Consider the following 20836-nt stretch of genomic DNA (forward strand, 5'->3'; position numbering starts at 1 on the left):
GCTCTATCATAGGTTGGATGAAAATAGAGTGGCCCCCATCCCTTTTCTATAAACTTATTTGCTCAGCCACCATTTATGGGGTTTATATATCTTGTGTAGGGGATGGAACTCATACCCTTCAAGTTCTGCAGGCATTGCCCGATATTCTGTTGGATAGAAAAGCAACGTATAAGGCAAATCTTCAGCAAGTTTTACTTGAATGTTTCCAAGCAATTTTTTGCGCTTTTCGCGATCTCTTTCTTTCAACTGTTGTTCCAGCAATTTATCAAGTCCCGGATTGGAATAGCCAATAAAGTTGAGTCCTTTTTCAATTTCCTTTGAATGAAAGAAAATGCTTGGGTCCGGGTCTGTCCCAAGTAACCAGGCGAAAATGACCGCATCAAAATTCCAAACACCTGGTTTAACGTCGTTGGTAAAAGAACTGTACTCTACAAAAACGGGCTTTACTTCGATCCCTACTTTTTTCAATTGTTCATGTAAAAGAACAACAACATCTTCTCTTACTTGGCTGCCAAGGTTTGTTTTTAGTTCAAAGGAAAATCTTTTACCGCCCTTTTTAAGAATGCCGTCTTTTCCCGGCTTCCAACCCGCATCGGCAAGGATGCGCTTTGCTTTGCTGGGGTCGTACGTAAACTTTGGCACATCATCATGATAAGCCCAGCTTAAAGGACTTTCTGGAACATGGGCGACTTCGCCGTGACCTTCCAAAATTTCATTTACAATCGCTTCCCGGTCAATTGCGTGGTTGATTGCCTGGCGCACCTCTTTGTCTTTGAATAATTCATTTCTCATATTCCCGGCAAAAAAGGTGTAGGAAGGGGCCAATCCTTCTTTCAGTTTAATTCCGATCTTATCTTGGAATGACTTTACTGTTTCAATATCCGAAGCCGGGATGCCGGCATAAAAATCAATGTCGCGGTTTTGTAACTGGGTGAGCAAGGCATTGGTGTCAGTTGCAAATTTCATCGTAATCGTGTCCAAATGAGGCCTGCCTTGATAATAATCTTCAAAAGCTTCGACTTTTACAAACTCCCCATCTTTCCATTCAACAAATTTAAAAGGCCCTGAACCGATCGGTTTTTTTGTGTTGAATTCGTGTTCAGCCAGTTCGCGAATGGGAACATCTTTTAAAATGTGTTCCGGCAAGATCCCAAAACTCAAGCCAATCGAATGAAACTGGGCATCCACTTTGTTCAAGTGGAATTTGATCGTTCTGTCGTCAATTTTCTTTACACTTTCCAATGCTTCAAAGTAGGATTTTCTGGGCCCGTCGTAATCATCGCTCAGGGGAATGCGGTAGGTAAAGACAACATCATCTGCAGTAAGAGGCTCGCCGTCATGAAACTTGATGCCATCTTTTAATTTAACTGTGTAAGTCAGTCCATCTTCGGATTCTTCAACACTGGCTGCCAGCTTTTCGGTGTTAGGGCCGAAGTCTTTCTTGTTTGAACCAACAAGACCTTCAAAAAGGAAGTCTTGAATATCTGTACTAACGCCATCAGAAGAATAGAGCGGATTAAAAAGGATAGGTGAACCAATTGATCCAATAATCAAGTCTCCGCCATCCTCAGGCTTTTTCTGTTCTGTTAGTGCTTCGTCCCCCTGAGGCGCGCGATCGTCGGTTGTCGTTTTTTTTTCCATGCATCCACTAAGAAACAGCGATAGAAAAAGCATGATGCCTAACAATAACCATGCAGGTTTTTTCATGAAAAATCCTCCTAACTGTCTGTATAAAAAACCCCCATGTGTTTGATGGTTTGTATCATTTTCAAGTCATTTTGCAGTTTTTATATAAATGACATGTGACAAAATGCTCTTTCCTTATCTCATAAAAGTGAGGCTCCGTATGCTGGCAAATATCCATTGCTGCCGGACAGCGGGTATGAAATACGCATCCCGCCGGGGGATTTGCCGGACTGGGCAAGTCTCCTCTTAATACAATTCTTTCACGGGGTTTTGCCCCTTTTTTTCGTAGAACCGGTACTGTTGACAGCAAAGCTTTTGTATATGGGTGAAGCGGGTTTTCATACAAGGATTTTTTATGGGCAAATTCCATTATTCTTCCAAGATACATCACAGCGACACGGTTGCTGATGTAACGTACGATGCTTAAATCATGTGAAATGAAAATATATGTAAGACCAAACTCCGCTTGCAATTCTGTCATTAAATTAAGAATTTGTGCCTGGATGGAAACGTCAAGTGCCGACACGGCTTCATCCGCAATAATCAGTTCGGGATGAAGAGCCAATGCCCTGGCGATGGCTACCCGTTGGCGTTGGCCTCCAGAAAGTTCATGTGGATATCGATTCATGTACGCCGGGCTTAGGCCTACTTTCAAGAGTAGTTCCGCCATTTTTTGTGTGCGCGTGTTGCGGTCGTATAGGCCATGGGTTGCAAAAGGTTCGTTTAAAATCGATTTTAGTGTTTTTCTTGGATTCAAAGAAGCGTATGGGTCCTGAAAAATCATTTGGATGTTTTTTCTGACGGAGCGGAACAGTTCCCGTTCCGGCAAATGCGATATATCTTGTCCCTTAAAAAAAATCTTTCCTTCCGTAGGTTCGTATAAGCGAACAAATATCCTGCCGGCTGTTGACTTGCCAGAACCCGACTCTCCGACAATACCGAGTGTTTCTCCTTTTTTGACATACAGATTGATACCGTCCACAGCTTTTATTCGCCCTACAGTCCTTCGGAAAATACCAGCTTTGACAGGGAAATATTTCTTAAGATTTACGGCTTTCAACATATACTCGTTTGACTTATTAACCGGTATTTTCGACATTTCTTTCCCCCTTGACATCATATAAAAAACAGCGCACAGATCGGGCGGTGCCAATTTTTTTCAAATCGGGGGACTCTGTAAGGCAACGGTCAAATGCGTGAGGGCAACGCCCGGCAAAACGGCAGCCTTTTGGAAGGTGTTCTGGTAAAGGAACGTTACCCGGAATCGGAATCAGTTTCCCGTTGTCATCATCCATGACAGGAATCGAATTAAGCAGTCCAATTGTGTATGGATGAAGCGGTTCATGAAACAGACTATCTACTGGAGATTCTTCAACAATTTGTCCACAATACATGATCAGCACTTTGTCTGCTGCTTCGGAAACAACCCCAAAATCATGGGTAATGAGGAGAATCGCTGTTTGACATTTTTTATTTAGGTCCTTCATCATATCTAAAATTTGCGCTTGTATCGTTACATCCAATGTAGCGGTGGGTTCGTCTGCTATCAGAAGCTTTGGGTCGCAACTCATTGCCATGGCGATCATAACCCGTTGTCTCATTCCCCCTGATAGGCTGTGGGGATATTCATCTACCATTTCCCTCGCCCGCGGGAATCCAACCATTTTTAGAAGTTCAACGGCTTTGCGGGAAGCTTCTTTTTTCGATAGTTTTTTATGATACATTAAGACATCGATTATTTGCTCTCCTATTGTTAAAACAGGATTTAAAGAGGTCATCGGTTCCTGAAAAATCATTGAAATCTCGTTTCCTCTTATGTGATACATCTCCTTTTCCGGTAGGGGGAGCAAATCAACGTCATTAAATATCATTTGGCCCTCCACTATCTTGCCCGGCGGATTTGGAATGAGTTTCATAATGGATAAGGCTGTGATGCTCTTTCCTGATCCCGATTCTCCGACCAGGGCAACCGTCTCTCCCTTTTTAATGAATAAGTCGACTCCGTCAACTGCTCGAATGCACTTTTTATCAACAAAGAAATACGTCTTTAAATTTTTTACTTCGAGCAATGCGGTCAATCCTACCACCATCCTTGTTCAGGCTTATCATGATGCTTGTTTAAGGTAATGATAAAGGGAACTCGATTGTGTCATTATAGGAAAATTTTGAACAAAAATAACAAGTAACTGTCTCAATAATTCATTTCCGAATATATCATAATTCAGTATTTTATTCATGAGTGTAAAGGGCTATTCATAGGACCGGGAAGCATGCATGATTGAATAAATAGGAACAGGTTTTCCCTCTAATTGTTTATGTTTTCAGCTTTTCGTGATCCGACTGTTCATGAACGGTGGAATTGTCTGGTTTAATAGATCAAAAGACCTGCATCTAATAGCTTGCCATTCAGCTACGGTTTATAAGACCATACTAGTACAAAATGTATCCCAGTACAATCAGTTTTTGACGAAAATTGTCAAATTATGTCGTTAAAAGTAATAGTAACCGTTTTCTTACGTGTTTACTTGTACCATCACGTTGCCTGGAGTTACAAATGAGTTTTTCCTTCGTATTTGCCCGAGATTAGGCGTCATTAAAAAGTCTGTACGTCGGCTGATTCATCTGCCCTGTTTTTTAAATAAGTATCGACATTGCTGAATGATCAAGCCGGTTTTTGATCATTTTTTGAAACTTAAGTCATGTGTTATAATGAAAATTTTAAAAAAGTTGGTAAGGGGTAGAGGAAAATGGAATGGAAATTGAAAACGTTCGATGAATTGACAGTGGATGAACTGTATTCAATACTGCAGGCAAGGGTAGATGTTTTTGTTGTAGAGCAGGAATGTGCTTACCGTGAACTTGATGGTCATGACCGGGTCGCTTTTCATCTGTATGCTGTCGATGCTGAAAAATTGGCCGGGTATGCACGGATTTTGCCTCCGGGAAGTGCTTATCCGGAACTGTCGATAGGAAGGGTGCTCATTCGAAAAGAGTATAGAAGAAAGGGGTTGGCGAAAGAGTTAATGAAAAGGGCTCTGCGGTTTATTCGAGAGCAGACAAAGGTAGACTGCGTAAAAGTTCAAGCCCAAGAGTATTTATTATCCTTTTATGGCTCATTTGGTTTTCAACCTGTTTCGGAAGTCTACATGGATGAAGGGATACCGCACGTAGATATGATCTTGCAATTCGATGATTAAAGGCCCGCGCGATAGTCTAAATGGTGTTTCTCGAAATGTATACTCAGACGGGCAGGACGGTTTTTGGACCGCTGTCGCCATCGGACCAGAAGGGCTTTGATTAAGAGGAAAAACTGGGCACAATAAATGCTCCTGTGACGTACGACATTTACTAAATAAGATTCAGACAGTTCCTGCGATGAGCCGGTCAGCATCGACTTGGTTAAATGTATCCAGTCAAGTTCCATGAACATCGCAGGAAATTGAAAACGAGCTGATTGAATCGGGGGTTTCATACGTGAGCAGGCAAATGAACGGGAAAACGGAGCCACTCAAGAAACGTGCTGGATCAATCGGTGCCGCGTCTTCCTGTAATCAAGTTAATAATGAAGATAATGATCGCTGCAACGAGAAGAATATGGATAAGGGCACCGCCTACTTTGACAACAAGTCCGAGGATCCACAGAACAATTAATATCCCAATAATGGTCCAAAGCATATTTTTCACTTCCTTTCTTTGTCATAAATTACCCAAAAACAAGCAAATGAAACAACTATTTTCAACAGAGTTTCTCCCCCAATCGTTCGAACGCGGTTCAGGTAAAGAACAGATACAGGCGGATGGGCGGAATACTCTTACGTGTATTTTATGGATGGATAATTGATTTTATAAATCGGACAAGAAATTTTTGGAAAAATCAATCGCAGGCTGTGTTAAGCGCAAGATCGGTGGAACAGGTGCTTTCAGCATTTTTTCATGCTTATTTTTTCGCATAAAAAAGAGAAAGAGATCAACAATAATCGAAGATGGAGGTGAAAAATGATGCAATTAGCAGGACATGAACTACGGGATCTCAGTGAACTCATTGCAAGCTGTTACAACACGGTCACTTGCATGGGAGCTTTTATCAACCAGGCGCAAGATCCTGATTTGAAGTCGATGCTTCAAAGGCATTACCCGAAGCATATTGCCGACTATAACTTGAAAGTGGAGTTTGTCCAAAGCAATACCACTCCTGATATTTCCAAGTTTATGCCGGATGATTTAATGACGAAACTGGATAATTACACGACTCCGCCTGTACAGCCTGTGCCTGCCGGAGCACCAAGAACAAATGCTCAGACACATACAGACAGGGAGATTGCCCTTGCCTACTTATTGAACCAAAAGGCGGCGGCTAAAAATTATGCGGCAGCCGTTTTGGAGTGTGCCAACCCGCACCTGCGGACATTTTTGGAAAATGCTTTCTTGAACAGCAGCAGGCATTCCTATGAGGTATGGCAATATATGACAGAAAGGGGATATTACCCGCTTTCCCCCGCACCCCAGCCAGATATTCAAATGGTGGGCAGTATGTACGAAGTTGTTCCACAGCCGGCGACTTACATGGGAGATCAAGAGCCTCCTCAGCAGTTTTTACAGTGAAAAATGGAGACAGGCAAACGTTTGCCTGTCTCGGTTTCGTTTCGGAGGCGGCATCTTCAAAATTTGTTCCTTTTTAATTCGTCCCTAATTCAGTATAATGTTAAGATGGTAGAGCGTTATTTTTATGGAAGAGGAGTAATCGAGATGACCTCTGAGAAAAAGCCCATCCCTAAACTGGATTACGGAATTGTTTTAACAATCATGTTAATGATGATTGCAAGTGCAATTGTCATTTACAGCGCCCAAACGACGGGACAATATGGTGGAACAAACTTTGTTTTACAGCAACTCGTGTGGTATGGAATCGGAACGGCTGTTGCAGTGTTCGTCATACAGTTTGATTCTGATCAGCTAAGAAAAGTGTCCTGGTACTTGTATGGAATTGGCTTGTTGATGTTAATCATCTTATTTCTCGCACCTGAAACCTGGTCGTTAACAAAGAAGACAAATGGTGCGCAAAGCTGGTTTTTTATTCCTAAAGCCGGGGCTATTCAACCGTCGGAGTTTATGAAAGTGTTCACGATTCTTGTCCTTGCAAAAGTGACGGCTGATCATCATGTGAAATTTATTCGAAAAACGACGAAAACGGATTTTTGGCTTCTGACCAAGCTAGGTCTCATCGTGGTAGCTCCCGTTGTGTTTATTCTAAAACAGCCCGACCTTGGAACATCTCTTGTGTTCGTGGCCATTTTTCTTGGAATGGTGTTTGTGTCAGGCATCACCTGGAAGCTTTTGGTCCCCATTTTTTCTGCAGTCTCGTTATTGGGCGGCACGGTCCTGTATATCGCGATCAACAAACCGGAGCTGTTAAAATATTTTGGTGTGAAGCCATACCAATTTAAGCGGATCTATTCGTGGCTTGATCCATACACACATCAATCGGATGCAGGGTTCCAGCTCATGAGATCAATGCTTGCCATTGGCTCGGGACAAACGAGTGGAAAGGGATTTGGGAACCGTGAAGTATACATGCCGGAAAGCCATTCAGACTTTATTTTCAGTACGCTCGGCGAGGAATTTGGTTTTATCGGCGGAAGCATTCTCGTTAGTTTATTCTTTTTATTGATTTATCAGATTACAAGAGTGGGACTAGATACAAAAAACCCATTTTATTCTTATATTTGCGTCGGGGTAATCTCGATGATCACTTTTCATGTTTTTCAAAATATCGGTATGACAATCGGGCTTTTGCCGATTACGGGAATCCCGCTTCCGTTCATCAGTTACGGAGGAAGCTCGCTCTTGTCGAATATGATGGCGATCGGACTTGTTCTATCCGTCCGATATCATTATAAAAAATATATGTTCTCTTCAAGTGAATAGCATGGGCAAGCTGATTCAAAAATGAATTGCAAGTCACTTTTGCATCGATTAAATCGACAAAGATGCATAAGTGACTTGTTTTTTTGTTTTAGCATGTGTTTGTTAGTTGGCATGAATTTTGCGAAATATAAAAAAGAACTACAGGCAAGACATGCTTGCAGGTGAAATGATCAAAGAAGGGAGATAGATGATGAGAGGCAACAGTGTCCGATAAACGATCCCGTGATGATTTAACCAGTTTCAGTCATTTAGGGCAAAATGAGTGCGTGGATGGAAATAAATAACATAACAACAGAACTTCTGTTTGTGTTTTTCACACCCATACATTGTTGTAGTATGACTTGCGGAATTCACGACATTGATGAAATGCGTTTTGTATGTCTACTGCGATGAGAGTATTCAGTGGTTTTCACAATAGGTCAACATACACTCTGGAAGTATCGCTGCTTTTGGCGTTTCCCTTGAAACCGCTTTTTTAATGTCTGAGTTTAAGACGATTATGGGAGCGTGGATTGTAACCCGGCTAAACCGATTTTCGCGATTGTTTAACTGTTTTCGATATCGTTACAAAAATATGCTTCATCGCGGATGATAGCGCTTGAAATACTGTCTTATAAAAGATGCTTTTTGGGCATTTGTGTTGGCGTATTTGAGTCCGCTTTCTGTGGGTACGTTAGGAACGTAATGTGCTGGTGTTCCTTTCCAAATTTGAGCGCCAGGTGATCGAAAGGCTTGGCACTTGCCAGGTTTAATGAAATGACTGGATTCTATGCGTTGGTCTGGCAAAAGCAACGTATTCCAGTTCCATCAAGAATATGGAAGGTGAATAAGTGGTATGGCGAATTGGATGCTGGCAGTTGTACAAGATGATTTTAATAGTGAAAATAACTTGGGATTAATCGAATTTTATATACATGATTGTGTAGAAAAGTATCCCGAAACGAAGCTTATTTTATTTCCTGAAGCGGCAGCCTCGGGCTATCTTTTTTCGGAAGACCATGTGAAATGGAAAGCGGAGGCCGCAGATGGAGCTTCATTCGTTTTTCTATCCAATTTGGCAAAAGTGTATAAGCTATACATTGGCTATGGTTTTATCGAAAAGAAGGATGGCAAGATTTATAATTCAGTGAATTTGATTGGACCCGACGGCGAGCTTTTGGCTACTTATCAGAAAATGCACTTGACTCCTTTGGAAAAGCATCTGTTTACACCAGGAGGCCGCCTTGTCACTGTAAAGACCGAGCTTGGAACGATTGGTTTTGTTATTTGTTGGGACATGGCTTTCCCGGAGTTATCCCGTCTGTTGGAAAAACAGGGAGTGGATTTAATCCTTGCTCCCAGTGCATGGGAACGTCCTTATGAAGATTCATATGAGCGAATGGCGACTGCCCGGGCAATTGACAATACTGTATTTTTGGCAACATGCAATTACACTGGTGGCAAAGGAGAAATTCAGTTTTTCGGAAGGTCCGCCATTTATGGTCCCGATGGCGGGATGATCAGTGGGAGGCCAAAAGAGGAGAAAGGTATTGTCGTGGCTCCTATAGAAATCGGCAAAAGAAAAGAATTGAAAGAAAGCTTTTACTCTATGCGTGTGGATGAACGAACGGATTTATATACGATTCTATGGAGAGACAAAACGGACTGAGAATCAGTGGGGCATATTGGGATGTTTCCGGTTGATGCCAAACCGAAATCCGGCCCGAACATGCAGGGGTATTGAAATCATATAACTGTACTGATCACATACGAGCACAGGAATAGCTGTTTCCTGTTTTTCCATAAGGATGAATTGCCTGCTTCAGTGAGGAACTTTTAAAAAAGACGTGAACTTTACAATGTCGCTTTACTGATGGGAAGTAAGGCAAGTCAAATGCTGAGGCCTAGACGCTTTTTATTGATGTGAATAGGGGGAAGGATATCGCGCACTTACCTGGTGAATGCTCTATATCATTCTCGTCGGTCTTTAGAAGTTTGTGGAAAGTTTTCAGTGACCTAGGAGATATAGGAAATGAACGCTAAGGAGGCAATAAAATGGAGTATCAATTTATTTTGCGTACAAAAGTGATTTCTGAACAAGGCGCAACGAACAAAGCAGGCAGCTTTTTGAAAGAATATGACGTCAAAAAAGTGCTTCTTGTGACGGATCAGGCGATTGTCAATGCAGGTCTGTTGGGAGGCATGCTCGAGAATTTGAGGAAGGAAGGTTTAAGCTGCGTTGTTTTTGACCGTGTGAAACCTAATCCTAAGAATACAGAAGTGGAAGCTGTAGCCAGCATTGCCAAGGAAAATTCTATTGATGGCCTGATCGCTATCGGCGGAGGAAGTGTGATGGATTTTGCCAAAGGTGTGGGCGTGTTGCTGACACATGAGGGCAGTGTAAGGGAGTGGGAGGGCGATTTTACGCTTGAAAGGGATATTGCTCCTTTAATTTGTATCCCTACGACGGTTGGGACAGGTAGTGAAGTAACATGGATTGCGGTTATAACGGATACGGACAGAAATTTTAAGATGGGAATCGTTGATCCAAAAATTGCTCCAAAAATAGCATTACTAGATCCGGATGTAATCAAAACATTGCCTTCTTCTACTGTCGCCAGTACCGGCATGGATGCATTAACACACGCGATTGAAGCATACACTTCCCGTCTTTCGTCACCAATGACAGAAACACTGGCTTGCAAGGCGATCGTGATGATCAAAGAGAATTTGACAAGTTTGGTTAACGATTCAAGCAACCTCCGGGCTTCCCGGGCCATGCTGAGTGCCAGCATGATGGCGGGAATTGCTTTTAACAACGCTAATGTCGGGAGTGTGCATTGTCTTTCCGAAGCGATAGGCGGCTATTATGATCTTCCTCACGGTGTTTTAAACAGTATTTTCTTGCCTTTTGTATTCCGGCGTAATATTTCGGCCGATCCCGCCAGACATGCAGAAATCGCTTATTTATTAGGTGCCGAGAAACGATTTGCATCTGAAGAAGAGGCGGCTCTTGAAGGGCTCAACATAATCATGAATATAAGAAAAAGCTTACAGCTTCCCAAATTCAATGAATTGAAAAAGGTTTCGCCGGAAAACTTTGAATATTTGGCGAAGGTCGCGAAAGAAACGCCTATGGATGAAAGCAATATAAAAGAAATAAGTGAAGAGGAATATTTGGACATCATTAAAGAGGCGTTTAATGAGTGAAACAGGAGGAAATTGTGATGGATGAGAAAAACCTTGAATATAGAGAAGAACTTGACCGGAGAATTTCAATACTCACGGAAAACGGAAAAAAAGATAGTGTTATTGAACAACTGCAAACCTTAGATTATATCATGATGGTGATGATTGGAATGGCTTCATTTCTAACCTTTTATTGGGGTTGGCAGTAAGCTTACTATAAAAAGGGGAATTAGTGATGAATAAAAACGATAGTGCATTTGGTCTTTTACCCGTTTTGCCTAAGGAAAGGGTATGGAATGGCTTTGATTTTTCGATGGTGAATATTGGACTGGCTATTGCCACTTGGGGATTTTTAATTGGCGGCACACTGTCGGAATTTGTCGATTTAAAAATGGGAATTGCCGCTTCACTTGCGGGTAATACTCTTGCAGTAATGATTATGGCACTGGTTACGACTTTGCCGTCGACTAAATATGGGATCGATCAATATGTTTCTTTTCGAAGTGTGTTTGGCATTCAAGGAGTTAAATTGACTCTGGCGGTGATGGTTTTGATCGAGTTCGGCTGGTGCGCCGTTTTGGCGATTATGTTTGGCCGCGCTTCCAGTAATATTCTTGGAGAAGTGACCAATATATCATCTACATCGGTGATGCCAGTTATTATTTTTGCATTTATAGCGATTGTCATAAGTTGGCTCATTGTCGCTAAAGGACCTGTTTCTATTAAGTGGCTTAATCGAATTGTTGCCCCTGGCTTAGTTTTGATCCTTCTTATTATGCTGGGCATATTATTAAGCAAATATTCGGTTGCTGAAATTTTTTCCTTCAAACCTTCTAATCCCGCTCCCGACCGCTGGTGGAATTATATGATCGCCTTTGAATTAAACCTTGCTGCTGGGCTTTCATGGTGGCCTATCATGGGAGGGCTTTCAAGACTTTGTAAAACACAGCGTGCCGGCTTTTGGCCGAATTTGATTGGATTAAACTTTTTCGCGGTATTTGGGCAAATTGTCGGTTTGATGGCAGGGCTTGCTCTTGGAACGAGTGATCCTACAGAGTGGATGATCCCGCTTGGGGGAGCGGTGCTTGGTATGATCGTCCTTATATTTATTGCATTCGCCAATATTACGTCAATTACCTCGCTTGTTTTTTCAACATCTATGGCTTTAAAGCAGATTAAATGGGTTGAAAAAATGGAGTGGTCAAAGCTCACATTTTACTTTTTGTTATTGACCGTACCGCTCATCTTTTTCCCAGATGAAGTGTATAGTCGCTTTAATACATTTCTAGCGGTGTGTGGAACTTTCTTTGGGCCGCTTTCCGGGATATATTTTGTGGATTATTTTATTCTTCGGAAAAGACAGCTTGATATTCGCAATCTTTATTTCACCGATTCCGGAAAGCCATATTACTATTGGGGCGGATTTAACTGGTCCGCAATAGCGGCATTTGTGATTTCGACGGCCGCTTATTTCATTATGTTAGATCCGATTACATTTGAGCATTCTACGGCTTTTCTCTATTTATCAGCGTCCATTCCAGCGACGATTTTTGGTGGAATCCTCCATTATATTTTCACAAAAATGATTGTGATTCCGAAACAATTGGGTGGATATGTTAAAAGACAAGAGGAGACATGAACATGAAAAAAGCTGTAATTGTCGGTAAAGGTGTCTTTCAGCAGTCTCCTAAAGGCGTCGCAAGGGGGTGCTTGCGATCTTAGCTTTTTTTTCTGCTTCTTAACAGCGGACTAAAACCCCGCTGCTAGAAATTTTGCTTATTTTCATGAGGGAACGCTCCCGTTTGTACCTCGCTAAACGGGCGCTCGCCATTTTCTGAGCATTTCCAGAATAAGCAGGCACTTGCTCCAAACAAGGCTGTGTTGCATAACATGGCATTAAAAACAGTGGAGGTGCCTTTTAAATGAAAACACATGATAAACCAGCGGCTGCTGTTGACCCTTCGAAACCCGAGACAATCCCAAAGTTCATTGATGATCTGCCCATTCCTGTAACGGCCAAACCCAATCATAGAGAGGGGAAGGATTATTACGAAATCACAATGTTGCAAACTAAACATCGCTTTCATACATTTTTTCCGCCCACAACGGTATGGGGCTTTAACGGGCAGTATGCCGGACCGACCATTCAGGCGGATTCACATAAACCAGTGCATATAAAATGGAGAAATAATCTTCCTGATAAACACCTTTTGCCGGTGGATCGGACGCTCCATGGTGTAGAGGGTAATCCCGAAGTACGAACCGTTGTCCATCTTCATGGAGCACATGTGTCCCCGGACAGCGATGGAAATCCCGAAGCCTGGTTTTCCAGAGATTTTGCGCAAACAGGCCCTGCTTTCAAACGAAAAATATACGAGTATCCCAATTCCCAACCGGGAGCCACCTTGTGGTATCATGACCATGCAATCGGTATTACAAGATTGAATGTGTATGCGGGGCTTGCCGGTTTTTATTTCATTCGTGACCCCTTTGAGAAACAGCTGAATCTTCCGGACGGAAAATACGATATACCGCTGATGATTCAAGATAAAGCTTTTCATGCGGATGGCTCCCTGTTTTACCCTGAAAATTCAAATCCTCCGGCATCAGTGAATCCATCCGTTCTTCCCTTTTTTGTCGGCAATACGATTACAGTGAACGGAAAGCTGTGGCCTCGTCTGAAGGTTGAGCCAAGGAAATACCGCTTGCGATTTTTAAATGCATCCAATACGATTGGGTACACATTGAGGCTGGGGGACGGACGGGAGTTTTACCAGATCGCGACGGATGGAGGGTTGCTGGAAAAACCGGTTAAACTTCAGACGTTTTTGCTGGAGCCGGCTGAGCGGGTAGAGATCATTGTTGATTTTTCAAAGTTTCAAGGTAAAAAAATGATCCTGCAAAATACAAATGTTGAAGGAGATATGGGAGTGATCATGCGCTTCGATGTCACTTTGCCACTTTCTAAAAAAGATACGAGCCAGGTTCCCGAATATATGAGGCCCACACAATTTCCAGTAGAAGATGCAGCTGATAAAATAAGGCTGCTTACATTAAGTGCCAGTACGGACAAATACAATCGACCAGTTTTCTTGCTTGATAATCGGACGTGGGATGACCCGGTGACTGAGAAGCCGGTTCGCGGCAGTACAGAAGTTTGGAAGTTTATCAATCTCACGGATTTTCCGCACCCCATGCATATCCATCTTGTCTTCTTTAAAATTTTACATCGGCGGCCGTTTGATCTTGAACGTTTTCAAGAGGACGGATCAATCGTATATACGGGACCTGAGGTGGAGCCGGAGCCGTATGAACGGGGGTGGAAAGACACGGTGAATGCCGCACCCGGTATGGTTACCAGCATTATCATGGCATTTAAGGAATTTACCGGCGACTATGTGTGGCATTGCCATATATTAGAACATGAGGATTATGATATGATGCGGCCGATGAAGATTGTCGATGGGCCTGAAAAGTTTTAGAAAGCAAGTTTCGTTCCATCAGCCGGCGCTATTACATTCAAAGTCGGTGAGATGTTCCATAGTTCTTGTTTTCCAACTTTACCTGGATTGGGAGATCGAAAATGCGCACCCACGCTGTTCAAAATAAAAAAGCAGACCAAATAAAAAGGTCCGCTTTTTTATTTTGAAAGTTTATTGGATGTTGCCGCTATAGGGGAATTGATTCGTATAGCCAGTGTGCTGCTGGTATGATTGCTGGATTTTTTGCTCGTTTTCAGCATCCATTGCATACCAGCCCTTTCTGAACATGAGTTCAAACAGTCTTCTTTGTGCATGCTGGGTTTCATTAAAAATAGTCAACAAATCGTCGTATAAATGTTGATGGCTCGCTTCGTGCAGAGCGACCGCATAACTTCTTGTCAAGTATTTTTCCGTGGAAAGCATGTCATTCGTAAAGTCTCTTTCATTCATTTGCGGCGTCTTCGGCACTTGTGTGGCCGGGTTCTGGATTTTACGGCCTGTCTGGTTGTTGTGATTTGTTTGCAAAATGATTTCTCCCTTCATCTTACATGAATTGGTTGTTCTGTTGTTTTTCTTGTAAATGGGTCATAAGTAATTCGTAGTGGCGTTGATGCATTTGCCCGCACTGGTCCAGTTCAGATTTTATGTCCCTATCCTGGCACTGCTGTGCAAAGAAATGGGCTTTTTTCATCGCCAGCAAGTTCCACGCCAACATATCATTGATATACGCCAAATCTTTCGTTGTAATAACATGGGGCGGCTGCTCCATCATCGGCTGCTGATTTTGTGCTTGCTGCGGATTCATTTGTTCATTATGCATTTATTTCCCTCCTCAATGATGTCGGGATTAGTCTTTGTGGAAAAAATTGTTTTTATACATAATGTTGAGGAAAAGCCATTTTTTAAAAGGCAAAAATGGCTGGAAAGAGTCTCTAAAAGATGAAAAATAAAAAATTTTATAGAATTGATTGCTTCACATTGAAAATTTCGATATATTAATAAATAACCATACTTCATTTTCTAAAGGCATTTTTTTTAAAAAGAAAATGAATGAGCATTCATTCAAAAAGTTGCAGAGGAGGAATTGCATTGTCATTTCGCATTCGAAAAGCGGCAGTCCTTGGCTCGGGTGTTATGGGATCCGGCATTGCCGCGCATCTTGCCAACGTGGGCATTCCAACTATCTTGTTGGACATCGTCCCGAAAGAACTGACTGCAGAAGAAAGGGAAAAAGGCCTGACACTGGAAGACAAAGCAGTACGGAACCGAAACGCGGAACAATCTTTAAAAAAGCTGTTCAAACAAAAACCGGCTCCGCTTTCCAGTAAAAAGAACATCAAGCTTATCACCGCCGGAAACTTGGTGGATGATTTGGAAAAGCTCGCTGAAGTAGACTGGATTATTGAAGTCGTTGTCGAAAATCTTTCCGTTAAAAAGCAAGTGTTTGAACAGGTGGACCGATACAGAAAGCCGGGAACACTTGTCAGCTCCAACACTTCGGGCATCTCCGTTGAAGCAATGGCCGCAGGGAGATCGGAGGATTTTCAAAAACATTTCATGGGAACGCATTTTTTTAACCCGCCGCGCTATTTAAAGCTGCTGGAAATCATTCCGACAGAGAAAACAGATCCGGAAGCATTGGCGTTTATGAAAACATTCAGTGAGGATGTCCTTGGCAAAGGAGTTGTCATAGCGAAGGATACACCTAACTTTATTGCCAATCGAATCGGGACGTACGGGTTGCTCGTAACGGTCAGGGAAATGTTAAAGGGAGGCTACAGCATCGGGGAAGTGGATTCGATAACCGGACCGCTCATCGGAAGGCCGAAAAGCGCCACATTCCGCACCCTTGATGTTGTCGGGCTAGATACTTTTGTCCACGTCGCCAATAATGTATATGAACAAGTTGACGGGGAAGAGAAAGAAGTATTTAAAGTCCCCGGTTTCATGATGAAAATGCTTGAAAACGGCTGGCTGGGAAGTAAATCGGGACAAGGATTTTATTTGAAAAAAGGAAAAGAGATCCTTGAACTAAATCCGGAAACATTGGATTATGGAGAGCGAAAAAAGCTAAAAACCCCTGCTTTGGAAATGGCAAAACAGGCCAAGGGAACGAAGAAAAAGTTGAAAGCGCTTATTTATTCGGATGATCGAGCAGGGAAACTGCTTTGGAACATCACTGCCCCCGTTTTGTCCATCTCAGCTGAATTGCTAGGTGAAATCGCCGATGACATTGTGTCCATTGACCGGGCCATGAAATGGGGATTTGGCTGGGAGCTTGGGCCGTTTGAAATATGGGACGCCATTGGAGTCGAACAATCCGTCCAAAAAATGGAAGAAGACGATATCAAAGTGCCTGAGTGGGTGAAGCAAATGATCGCCCGCGGAGAGTCCCGTTTTTACAAAGAAACGGAATCAGGACGGCAATTTTACATGGGCGGCGAGTATAAGGAAGAAACACAGAATCCGAAGGTCATAGATTTGCGGCAATTGAAAAAACAAGGAAAAGTGCTCAAGAAGAACACTGGCGCGAGTTTCATAGATATCGGAGATGGAGTAGCCTTGCTGGAATTCCACTCTCCCAATAACGCGATCGGCTTCGATATTATTCAAATGATCAATCATGCCATCGAAGAAACGGAGAAGAACTTTAAAGGACTTGTCATTGGCAATCAAGGAAAAAATTTCTGTGTCGGCGCCAACTTAGCGATGATATTGATGGCTGCCCAGGATGACGATATTTTTGAAGTGGATCTCGTTATCCGCCAATTCCAGCAGGCGATGATGAACATTAAATACAGTGAGAAGCCCGTTGTGGCAGCCCCATTTGGGATGACGCTGGGCGGAGGCACGGAAGTATGCCTGCCAGCTGCGCGTATACAGGCATCTTTGGAAACATATATGGGTCTTGTTGAAACAGGTGTTGGCCTGATTCCGGGCGGAGGCGGAAATAAAGAGCTGTATATAAGAACGTTAAAACATTTTCCGGAAGGCATAGAGTTCGATTTGCAGAAAGTGGCAAACAAAGTGTTTGAAACGATCGCTATGGCGAAAGTATCGACATCCGCAGAAGAAGCAGCAGAAAACTTCTTTTTAAGTAAGGACGACGGGATCTCCGTCAATGGCGATCATTTGATCCATGATGCGAAACAGGTCGTTCTTGACCTCCACGAAAAAGGATACAAGCCGCCTGTTCGAGAGAAGGTTCCGGTTACGGGCGAAACAGGCTATGCGACACTGTTGCTTGGCGCGGAAGCGATGCGTCTTTCAGGGTATTTAACGGAGCATGATATGAAAATAGCGAAAAAGCTGGCATACGTCATTGCTGGGGGAAAAGTGCCTTATGGAACTGAAGTGGATGAGCAATATTTGCTTGACCTGGAAAGAGAGGCATTCATCAGTCTCGTGGCAAACCCGAAATCACAACAGCGCATGCAGCATATGCTCGTTAAGGGAAAACCGTTAAGAAACTAATTATAGATAGATTGATAGAAAGCGAGGAGGAACATCATGCGTGAAGCGGTCATCGTAGCCGGTGCGAGGACACCGGTGGGAAAAGCGAAAAAGGGGACACTTGCCCATGTGCGTCCGGATGATCTAGGGGCGCTCGTGGTCAAAGAAACGCTAAAGCGTGCGGGCAATTATGACGGAAATATTGATGATGTCATTTTTGGGTGTGCGATTCCGGAAGCGGAGCAAGGATTGAACATGGCCAGAAACATTAGTGGACTGGCGGGCTTGCCGGACGATGTTCCGGCCATTACGATCAATCGGTTTTGCTCATCAGGCTTGCAGTCAATCGCTTATGCGGCGGAAAGAATCATGCTTGGGGCATCCGATACGATCATTGCCGGCGGCGCGGAGTCGATGAGCCTCGTACCGATGACGGGGCATATTGTCCGTCTAAATGCCAAGCTTGTCGAATCAGCTCCAGAATACTATATGAGCATGGGCCATACGGCGGAGGAGGTTGCCAAACAATTTGGCGTAACCCGGGAAGACCAGGATGCATTTGCCGTCAGAAGCCATCAAAAAGCAGCGAAGGCCATTTCTGAAGGGAAATTCGATGAGGAGATCGTTCCGGTTGATGTGGCAGTTAGAACTGTTGGTCCCGATTTTAAACTCAAGGAAAAACAAGTCCAGTTTACAAAGGATGAGGGTGTGCGTCCTGATACCAACATGGAGGCACTCGGAAAACTGCGGCCGGCATTTTCAGTCAACGGCTCGGTGACAGCGGGCAACTCATCGCAAACAAGCGATGGGGCGGCAGCTGTTATGGTCATGGAGCGTACAAAGGCCGACTCCCTTGGACTTACCCCCTTGGTAAAATTCCGTTCTTTTGCTGTGGCGGGTGTTCCACCGCAAATTATGGGAGTAGGGCCTGTAAAAGCCATACCGAAAGCACTCGAATTGGCAGGCTTGGAATTATCCGACATTGGTTTGTTTGAATTGAATGAAGCATTTGCGTCACAGGCAATTCAGGTGGTAAGGGAGTTAGGGATTAATGAAGAAATCGTAAATGTCAACGGCGGTGCCATTGCGCTTGGGCATCCGTTGGGATGTACGGGCACAAAACTCACTTTGAGCCTTGCCCATGAAATGAAAAGAAGAAATGTTGAATTTGGCGTTGTGACGATGTGTATTGGCGGAGGAATGGGCGCCGCGGGAGTATTTGAATTACTATCCTAAAAAGGGAGGTTACTATTATGGAAAAAGAAACAAAAGATTTGGTAAAAGGCGGGGCATTTTTAATAGAAGATATTTCTCCGGATCAAGTGTTCACACCAGAGGAATATACGGAAGAACAAAAAATGATTGCGAAAACGACGGATGACTATGTCACGAATGAAGTCATGCCAAACATGGAGCATCTTGAAAACCACGAGTTTGACCGCTCAGTCAAATTATTAAAACAAGCAGGAGATCTTGGCTTGCTCGGAGCGGACGTACCGGAAGAATATGGCGGACTGGCGCTTGATAAAATCAGTTCTGCACTCATTGCGGAAAAAATGTCAAAAGCAGGCGGCTTTTCGATTTCTCACGGGGCGCATGTTGGCATCGGTTCCTTGCCGATCGTATTGTTTGGAAATGAGGAGCAAAAGCGAAAATACTTGCCCGCTTTAGCCACGGGCGAGCTGTTGGCGGCTTACGCCCTGACAGAACCAGGCTCGGGATCAGACGCGCTGGGAGCCAAAACAACGGCCAAACTGAATGACGCCGGGACTCACTATGTTTTGAATGGTGAAAAACAATGGATCACAAACGCGGCATTTGCCGATGTGTTTATCGTGTATGCCAAAGTGGATGGCGAGCATTTTACAGCATTTATCGTTGAGCGCCAATTTCCTGGTGTCTCAACGGGGGCCGAAGAAAAGAAAATGGGCATCAAAAGTTCCTCCACTAGGACACTTATTTTGGATGACGCCCACGTTCCTGTCGAAAATGTTCTTGGTGAAATCGGCAAAGGCCATAAAATTGCGTTCAATATTTTAAATATAGGCCGTTACAAGCTTGGTGTCGGCGCAGTTGGCGCATCAAAACTGGCATTGGAAATGACGCTGAAATATGCGAATGAACGCAAGCAATTTAAGACGCCGATTTCCCAGTTTAATTTGACGAAGGAAAAATTCGGAACGCTTGGAGCGGAAATTTATGCTTGTGAAAGCTCAGTCTACCGTACAGTTGGCCTGTTTGAAGAGCGGATGAGCAGGTTGACGGAAGAAGAGATCAACGACGGAGCGGAAGTGGCGAAGTCGATCGCTGAGTATGCCATAGAATGCTCACTGAATAAAGTGTTCGCAACTGAAGTTCTCGATCATGTTGTCGACGAAGGTGTGCAAATTCACGGCGGCTATGGTTACATGCAGGAATACGAGATTGAAAGAGCTTATCGGGATTCGAGAATAAACCGCATCTTTGAGGGAACAAATGAAATTAACCGCCTGCTGGTGCCTGGCACTTATATAAGAAAGGCATTTAAAGGGGAACTGCCGCTTCTTGCCAAAGCTCAGAGTCTGCAAGAAGAACTAATGATGCTCATGCCGGATGAGCCGGGTGATGAGCCACTTGCCAAAGAAAAACATTTGGTAAGGGGTGCTAAAAAGGCGGCTTTAATGATCGCCGGCCTTGGCGTACAGAAATATGGTCAGCAATTGGAAAAAGAACAGGAAATATTGGCGAAGCTTGCAGATATCGTTTCTTTTGCCTATGCAATGGAATCGTCTGTACTTCGGACGGAAAAAGCGATTGACCGTGATGGTCTCGAAAAAAATAAGCAGAAGCATTTGTATACGGAAATCTTTTGCCAGGATTACATCGTTAAGGTGGAACACTTGGCAAGAGAGTGCCTGGCCGCTCTTGAGCAAGGGGATTCGTTCCGCATGATGAACTCTGCTCTCCGCAAGCTGATCCGTCACAACCCGATTAATGTAATCGCCAAAAAACGCGAAGCGGCCGATGAATTGATCGCGGCGGAACGTTTTATCGTGTAACCATTTTTTCAAGCCATCGTGAAGCAGTCATTTGCCTGCGCACGATGGTTTGTTTTATATTTATGGTATATTTTATTTTTTTAA

17 protein-coding genes are annotated in these 20836 nt (G+C 43.5%); 11 read left to right on the forward strand and 6 right to left on the reverse strand.

Annotated elements, in window-relative coordinates:
• Nucleotides 1-54: 54 nt before the first annotated feature.
• From NST31_RS15670 to NST31_RS15680, 3 genes are all read right to left on the reverse strand, one after another.
• Nucleotides 55-1707, reverse strand: a complete 1653-nt coding sequence (locus NST31_RS15670; protein WP_339161900.1) for a peptide-binding protein — start codon at nt 1705-1707, stop codon at nt 55-57.
• A gap of 61 nt (nt 1708-1768) precedes the next feature.
• On the reverse strand, nt 1769-2785 hold the full coding sequence (locus tag NST31_RS15675) for a dipeptide ABC transporter ATP-binding protein (protein WP_339161903.1): 1017 nt from the start codon (nt 2783-2785) through the stop codon (nt 1769-1771).
• Nucleotides 2766-3764 carry an ABC transporter ATP-binding protein gene (locus NST31_RS15680; RefSeq protein WP_339161905.1) on the reverse strand — a complete coding sequence of 333 codons (999 nt, stop codon included), beginning with the start codon at nt 3762-3764 and terminating at the stop codon, nt 2766-2768. The genes NST31_RS15675 and NST31_RS15680 overlap by 20 nt, the downstream gene beginning before the upstream one ends.
• A 669-nt stretch (nt 3765-4433) precedes the next feature.
• On the opposite strand from NST31_RS15680, the gene NST31_RS15685 reads away from it, so the two are divergent.
• Complete coding sequence (locus tag NST31_RS15685; RefSeq protein WP_339161907.1) at nt 4434-4883, forward strand: GNAT family N-acetyltransferase; 450 nt, start codon at nt 4434-4436, stop codon at nt 4881-4883.
• A 328-nt stretch (nt 4884-5211) separates the two neighbouring features.
• Here the strand turns inward: NST31_RS15685 and NST31_RS15690 are convergent, their stop codons facing one another.
• Nucleotides 5212-5361 (reverse strand): lmo0937 family membrane protein, encoded by a 150-nt coding sequence (locus NST31_RS15690; RefSeq protein WP_139345603.1) that lies wholly within the window; start codon nt 5359-5361, stop codon nt 5212-5214.
• Nucleotides 5362-5685: 324 nt separating this feature from the next.
• Between NST31_RS15690 and NST31_RS15695 the strand changes: the two genes are divergently transcribed.
• From NST31_RS15695 to NST31_RS15725, 7 genes are all read left to right on the forward strand, one after another.
• Nucleotides 5686-6288, forward strand: coding sequence for a spore coat protein (locus NST31_RS15695; RefSeq protein ID WP_077111162.1), 603 nt, complete (start codon nt 5686-5688; stop codon nt 6286-6288).
• Nucleotides 6289-6432: 144 nt separating this feature from the next.
• Complete coding sequence (gene rodA / locus NST31_RS15700; RefSeq protein ID WP_339161910.1) at nt 6433-7611, forward strand: rod shape-determining protein RodA; 1179 nt, start codon at nt 6433-6435, stop codon at nt 7609-7611.
• An 835-nt stretch (nt 7612-8446) separates the two neighbouring features.
• Nucleotides 8447-9259, forward strand: a complete 813-nt coding sequence (locus NST31_RS15705; RefSeq protein ID WP_077111080.1) for a carbon-nitrogen hydrolase family protein — start codon at nt 8447-8449, stop codon at nt 9257-9259.
• 386 nt (nt 9260-9645) lie between these two features.
• Nucleotides 9646-10800: an iron-containing alcohol dehydrogenase gene (locus tag NST31_RS15710; RefSeq protein WP_077111082.1), complete on the forward strand. Its 1155-nt coding sequence runs from the start codon at nt 9646-9648 to the stop codon at nt 10798-10800.
• A 17-nt stretch (nt 10801-10817) separates the two neighbouring features.
• Nucleotides 10818-10988: a hypothetical protein gene (locus NST31_RS15715; RefSeq protein WP_171973863.1), complete on the forward strand. Its 171-nt coding sequence runs from the start codon at nt 10818-10820 to the stop codon at nt 10986-10988.
• A gap of 26 nt (nt 10989-11014) precedes the next feature.
• Nucleotides 11015-12418 carry a cytosine permease gene (locus NST31_RS15720; RefSeq protein ID WP_339161913.1) on the forward strand — a complete coding sequence of 468 codons (1404 nt, stop codon included), beginning with the start codon at nt 11015-11017 and terminating at the stop codon, nt 12416-12418.
• Nucleotides 12419-12701: 283 nt separating this feature from the next.
• A complete protein-coding gene (locus tag NST31_RS15725) occupies nt 12702-14261 on the forward strand; it encodes a multicopper oxidase (RefSeq protein ID WP_339161915.1) in 1560 nt (519 codons plus the stop codon).
• Between the two features lie 171 nt (nt 14262-14432).
• On the opposite strand, the gene NST31_RS15730 is transcribed toward NST31_RS15725, so the two are convergent.
• Nucleotides 14433-14711, reverse strand: coding sequence for a spore coat protein (locus NST31_RS15730; RefSeq protein ID WP_339165578.1), 279 nt, complete (start codon nt 14709-14711; stop codon nt 14433-14435).
• A gap of 94 nt (nt 14712-14805) precedes the next feature.
• Nucleotides 14806-15081 carry a hypothetical protein gene (locus tag NST31_RS15735; RefSeq protein WP_077111092.1) on the reverse strand — a complete coding sequence of 92 codons (276 nt, stop codon included), beginning with the start codon at nt 15079-15081 and terminating at the stop codon, nt 14806-14808.
• A 269-nt stretch (nt 15082-15350) separates the two neighbouring features.
• Between NST31_RS15735 and NST31_RS15740 the strand changes: the two genes are divergently transcribed.
• The 3 genes from NST31_RS15740 to NST31_RS15750 are packed head-to-tail and all read left to right on the forward strand — an operon-like array spanning nt 15351 to nt 20752.
• Nucleotides 15351-17735 carry a 3-hydroxyacyl-CoA dehydrogenase/enoyl-CoA hydratase family protein gene (locus tag NST31_RS15740; RefSeq protein WP_139345604.1) on the forward strand — a complete coding sequence of 795 codons (2385 nt, stop codon included), beginning with the start codon at nt 15351-15353 and terminating at the stop codon, nt 17733-17735.
• A gap of 36 nt (nt 17736-17771) precedes the next feature.
• Nucleotides 17772-18950 (forward strand): acetyl-CoA C-acetyltransferase, encoded by a 1179-nt coding sequence (locus NST31_RS15745; RefSeq protein WP_077111096.1) that lies wholly within the window; start codon nt 17772-17774, stop codon nt 18948-18950.
• A 17-nt stretch (nt 18951-18967) separates the two neighbouring features.
• Entirely contained in the window at nt 18968-20752 is a 1785-nt protein-coding gene (locus NST31_RS15750) for an acyl-CoA dehydrogenase family protein (RefSeq protein ID WP_077111098.1), read from the forward strand.
• Nucleotides 20753-20836 lie beyond the last annotated feature (84 nt).

The organism is Siminovitchia sp. FSL W7-1587 (assembly GCF_037963795.1).
In the GTDB taxonomy this organism is placed as follows: Bacteria; Bacillota; Bacilli; order Bacillales; family Bacillaceae_C; genus Siminovitchia; species Siminovitchia thermophila.